Source organism: uncultured Rikenella sp. (assembly GCF_910579375.1).
Lineage (GTDB): Bacteria > Bacteroidota > Bacteroidia > Bacteroidales > Rikenellaceae > Rikenella.
Map to the genome: position 1 here is coordinate 1 of NZ_CAJTUJ010000148.1, position 4,464 is coordinate 4,464.

Here is a 4,464-nt window from a genome sequence, read left to right on the forward strand (position 1 = left end):
GTCGACGGATGCTCCGGAACCGCCGTTTTCATTATCGCGACTGCGATTCTGAAAAGATTTGCTACCTTTGCGATGCCTTTCTGCGACTTGGTTGGACATGCGAGTTCTCAGGCTCGGTTCGGCTTCCTCGTGGGAAGGCTTTTTTTTTGCCACGGCAGGCAAAGCCGCAGCGAATAATAGTCGGATAACCCGTATCCATTCGATTTTATTCTAATTCAATGGGATTATAAGGAATCGTCCACTCGATTTCTTCCGGAGAATATAGTCGTTGCCGATCAAATAAACGAACTTCCATACCATTCATTTCAAATAGGATCTGAGGCGTCTTATGAATACGGCGCTCGAATTTCATATGTTGTTGTCTTGTCGTGGTTTTGTAATCGTAAAAAAATTCAACGATCAGGATCGGTTGGGAACTGATCATTCGACATCCCCAATAAAATTGACGATCCTCAGTTTCAACCCGTAGAATTAGACCTGGCAATCCCACGAATTTCCATGGCCCAATATGCACTGGAATATCCGGTGTAAACCAGGCAATATATGTCCGTCCTCGAAATACGGTCGTAGCTTTGATACAATTATAACCTAAGATGGGTTCCGTATGCTCGCTATTACATAATTCCCATTTCAAATCGGAAATCAAATCTTGATATACATATCCTTGTCCGGTATGATAAGACGTAGGCTCTGGTTGCCAAACCGTGAATACATGTTGTTGGCCATTCCATAAAATATCTGTCCTTGATGTATAATATGCGCTCTCATCGTTTGAATGGTTAAAAGAAAACCAAAGTTGTGCGAAATCCAGTTTGCTATGCGGCAATACGGTTTTTGTACTATTTAAGGAATCAATAACATATCCGCGCCCACTAAAATATTTAGCATAACTTCTCCCAACCTGTAAAATAACAATATCTCGCCATCTTTGTTTTTTTATCGTATCTGTCATGAACAAATATTCATAAGCTACGTTTATATAGGCCGTATCTATTATTCGGCAATCGGGTAAAATACGAGAGTAAACAAAGCGATCCGCATGTGAAATCGGAATACGGGCTATTCCTTGCGGAAATACGGGAGTAATATGAAGCAACAATAAAAAAACGATAGTCCGCATTCGAATATTTTTTAAGTTTTAATGGAGCCTGTAAAACAGGCTCCATCTCAGATTTCTGATTTACGCACAAAAAGCATAAAAATCCATTTCTCGGTAAAGATCCCATAACATTTGATCAGCTTGTTTGGCATCCATTCCCTCGGGAGCATACCCATCCATTATGAAACGACCTTCCGAATCGTGTACAACACAATATACTCGTCCGCCTTTCACTTCGTTCATCTGTTTTTTGGTCAGCTGCTGTACAGCGAAATCTTTCATCGATTTCATAGTCGTAATTTTTGTTTTCGGTTTTTAATTTTGTTCGGACTTTTGCTTGTCGACGGATGCTCCGAGACCGCCGTTTCTCAAAACACATCTGTAATCCGAGAAATTTTTTCTACCTTTGAAAACCTTTCTGCGTTTTAGTTGAATTTATGAGTTTCTCAGGCTCGGTTTTGCTTCCTCGTGGGAAGGCTTTTTATTTACTGCGGCAGGCAGAGCCGCAGCGAATAACGTGGGACAACACGCATTATTCCAGTTCGAGCGGGCAGTAAGGGACCTCCCAATTTTCGTCCATGAATCCGGGAGAATTGCCTATGCTGACAATCTGCGTATCTTGTCCGAACATTGCGTAGGGAGAACGGTGCATCCGCTCCTCAAGTTTCAGCCAAGCGTCGTGGTCGATCGGCTTGCCGCTGCGCCATCGATAGCGCCGAATCGGCCGCTCAGCAACCATCACGGAGGTACAGATAAAAGAGAACATCCCCTGCACCTCTTCGGCTCTCAGAACCAAGCCGGGAAGCCCCCACAATTTCCACGGGCCGACCGAGAACGGTATCTCCAGCGTAAACCAGACTGTCCAGTCTCGTCCGCCGTAATACGTCGTAGCCCGCAAGCATCGATAACCCAGCATTTCGCATGCGAGTGTGTCGATCGTCCATTGCGGGATGGCCTCTCCCGGGATTGTGACCACACGTCCCGATTGCATCGGCATACGCTGCTGTACCTCCAATTCCTGCGACTGCCGATCTCCGTAGACCAAAAACCGGACATGGTTGGAGTTGAAATTACCGGCCCTCCCCGATTGTCTCCAGCGGTACGTGTACAATGAGTCGTCCTTGAAAAGGTCCAAGCTGTAGAAGGCTGTTTTCCGATTGCCGATCTCCAGTGTCATGCGGTCGGTCAGCGGAGGATCGGAAAAACGGACATTGGACGGATAGGTGAAATCATATGTTGCCATGTAACGAGCTGTATCCAACGTGTCGTATGCCGAAATGTCGGAGCCGAATGTCACCAGCTCCGAATCGTTAATCATCGCCACGCCGTTGGGATAATTTCGTGGATCGAGCCGTGATGGAATCGGCTTTTGGGCTTTGCAGACAACGCAACAGAGGACGAAATTAAAAAATAGCAACGAAAATTTCATGAGGTTGTTTTGCTTTTCGAATAATTCACAACCCTTAACAGGGTTGTGAATTACAGATGAGTGTTACAATAGCCAAGGTTGACATTCAATAGTGCCGATGTCACCATAGGCCTCTTGCAGTCGCTGTTGAACCTCTCGATAATCAGACGATTCAATCTCTCCGAGATTGTAAATATCTTCGCCAATCATCAAATCACAACTGACCTTTGCTCCGCCTTTCACGTCGTTCATTTCTTTTTTCGAGAGCCGCTGGGCAGCGAAATCTTTCATCGATTTCATAGTCGTAATTTTTGTTTTCGGTTTTTAATTTTGTTCGGACTTTTGCTTGTCGACGGATGCTCCGGAACCGCCGTTTTCATTATCGCACTGCGATTCTGAAAAGATTTACTATTTTTGCGATGCCTTTCTGCGATTTGGTTGGACATGCGAGTTCTCAGGCTCGGTTCGGCTTCCTCGTGGGAAGGCTTTTTTATTTGCCACGGCCGGCAAAGCCGCAGCGAATAATAGTCGGACAACCCGTATCCATTCGATTTTATTCTAATTCAATGGGATTATAAGGAATCGTCCAATTGTCGTCTTCTCCGATACGCCGGTCGCCATGGACGAATCCGTAATTGCCGCCTTCGCCGAGCATCGTGAGCGGCGCTTCGTGAATCTGTCGCATATACCGCCGCCAGCGCGGACGGGTCAGCACCTGTCTTTCGACTTTATAATAGACTATCGGAACAGCCTTTTGTTCGATATGCCGACACTCCCACACGAAATCCTGTTCGCTGTCCTGGGCTTTGAGAATCAGTCCGGGCAATCCGTTGAATTTCCACGGCCCGGCCCCGACCGGAATCTCGGGAGTGAACCAGACCATCCACTTCCGACCGCGGAACTGCGTCGTAGCCGGAGTGCAGACCAAACCACCTATCGTATCGGCCTGCTCCGAGAGATTCCATTCGAATACGGGCAACTCTTCGTCGTATTCGACACTGAGGTCCTTTTTCTTGTAATCATGGGTTCTTTCGGTCACCGTTCGAGTCGGAATGTCGGTCCATATTTCGCTGTTGAGCCAGTCCTTGCCAGCTGCCGCCTTGATGCGCAGTTCTTCGTCGGTATACTGATGCTGGTACCCGACGCCTGGCGCAGCCGCCAAATCCTTGCTCTGACCGGCGACATCCCGCTGTATGTCGTCGGTGAACTGCCGAATCATGCTGTAATACTTTTGCCGGGTTACTCCGACTTGCAGCACGACCAGCATTTCATGGTAGCTGCCCTCACCGCGCTGTTTCCGGTATTTCAAATTGTATACGACCTCTAAACAGGTCGTGTCGACAGCATGCAATTCGGCACCGGACCACCACGAACAAGAAAGCTCGTCCAACCGGGGAACGAACCGGAACCCGATGCCGCGCGAAAGCATCGCTTCGAAACTTTCACCCGGCTGTGCCGAAACGGTCGGAAGAAATAAAAAACACAAAAGAATGTAAGAACAAAATGAGATAAACCGGCGCATTGTCATGTAATTTGAACTTCGACTCTTGCTATAAACCTGCCGCCCTTAAAGGGCGGCAGGCAACCAGTATGCTTAAATAGCCCTGCAATCAGCTCCGCTTTCTCGCAAAGTTTCGAGTTCGTGGCGTTGTTTCGAACATGCGTAACTTTCACCGCCATTCCACGTGCAGTGATAAAGTGTACCGCAGTTATCGAAACCGCCATCACCGCCTTTCACGTTGTTCATTTCCTTTTTCGAGAGCTGCTGTGCAGCGAAATTCTTCATGGATTTCATGATTGTAATTTTTAGTTTTTTCAATTTTGAAAATTCGGTCGGACTTTTGCTTGTCGACGGATGCTCCGGAACCGCCGTTTTCATTATCGCGACTGCGATTCTGAAAAGATTTGCTACCTTTGCGATGCCTTTCTGCGACTTGGTTGGACATGCGAGTTCTCA

Annotated in this window: 6 protein-coding genes; all 6 read right to left on the minus strand. The window is 47.1% G+C overall.

The genetic code is table 11. The annotated features are described in order from the left end of the window. Positions 1-205 precede the first annotated feature (205 nt). The 6 genes from QZ302_RS08790 to QZ302_RS08815 all read right to left on the minus strand — a co-directional run bounded on the left by QZ302_RS08790 (position 206) and on the right by QZ302_RS08815 (position 4,302). Positions 206-1,120 carry a GLPGLI family protein gene (locus QZ302_RS08790; RefSeq protein WP_294594555.1) on the minus strand — a complete coding sequence of 305 codons (915 nt, stop codon included), beginning with the start codon at positions 1,118-1,120 and terminating at the stop codon, positions 206-208. 60 nt (positions 1,121-1,180) lie between these two features. Then, on the minus strand, positions 1,181-1,390 hold the full coding sequence (locus tag QZ302_RS08795; protein ID WP_294594558.1) for a hypothetical protein: 210 nt from the start codon (positions 1,388-1,390) through the stop codon (positions 1,181-1,183). 241 nt (positions 1,391-1,631) lie between these two features. Continuing rightward, a complete protein-coding gene (locus tag QZ302_RS08800; RefSeq protein WP_294594563.1) occupies positions 1,632-2,417 on the minus strand; it encodes a GLPGLI family protein in 786 nt (261 codons plus the stop codon). Between the two features lie 174 nt (positions 2,418-2,591). Then, positions 2,592-2,807, minus strand: coding sequence for a hypothetical protein (locus tag QZ302_RS08805; RefSeq protein WP_251214560.1), 216 nt, complete (start codon positions 2,805-2,807; stop codon positions 2,592-2,594). Positions 2,808-3,060: 253 nt separating this feature from the next. Further along, positions 3,061-3,993 (minus strand): GLPGLI family protein, encoded by a 933-nt coding sequence (locus QZ302_RS08810; RefSeq protein ID WP_294594561.1) that lies wholly within the window; start codon positions 3,991-3,993, stop codon positions 3,061-3,063. A gap of 108 nt (positions 3,994-4,101) precedes the next feature. After that, entirely contained in the window at positions 4,102-4,302 is a 201-nt protein-coding gene (locus tag QZ302_RS08815) for a bacteriocin (protein ID WP_294594562.1), read from the minus strand. Positions 4,303-4,464 lie beyond the last annotated feature (162 nt).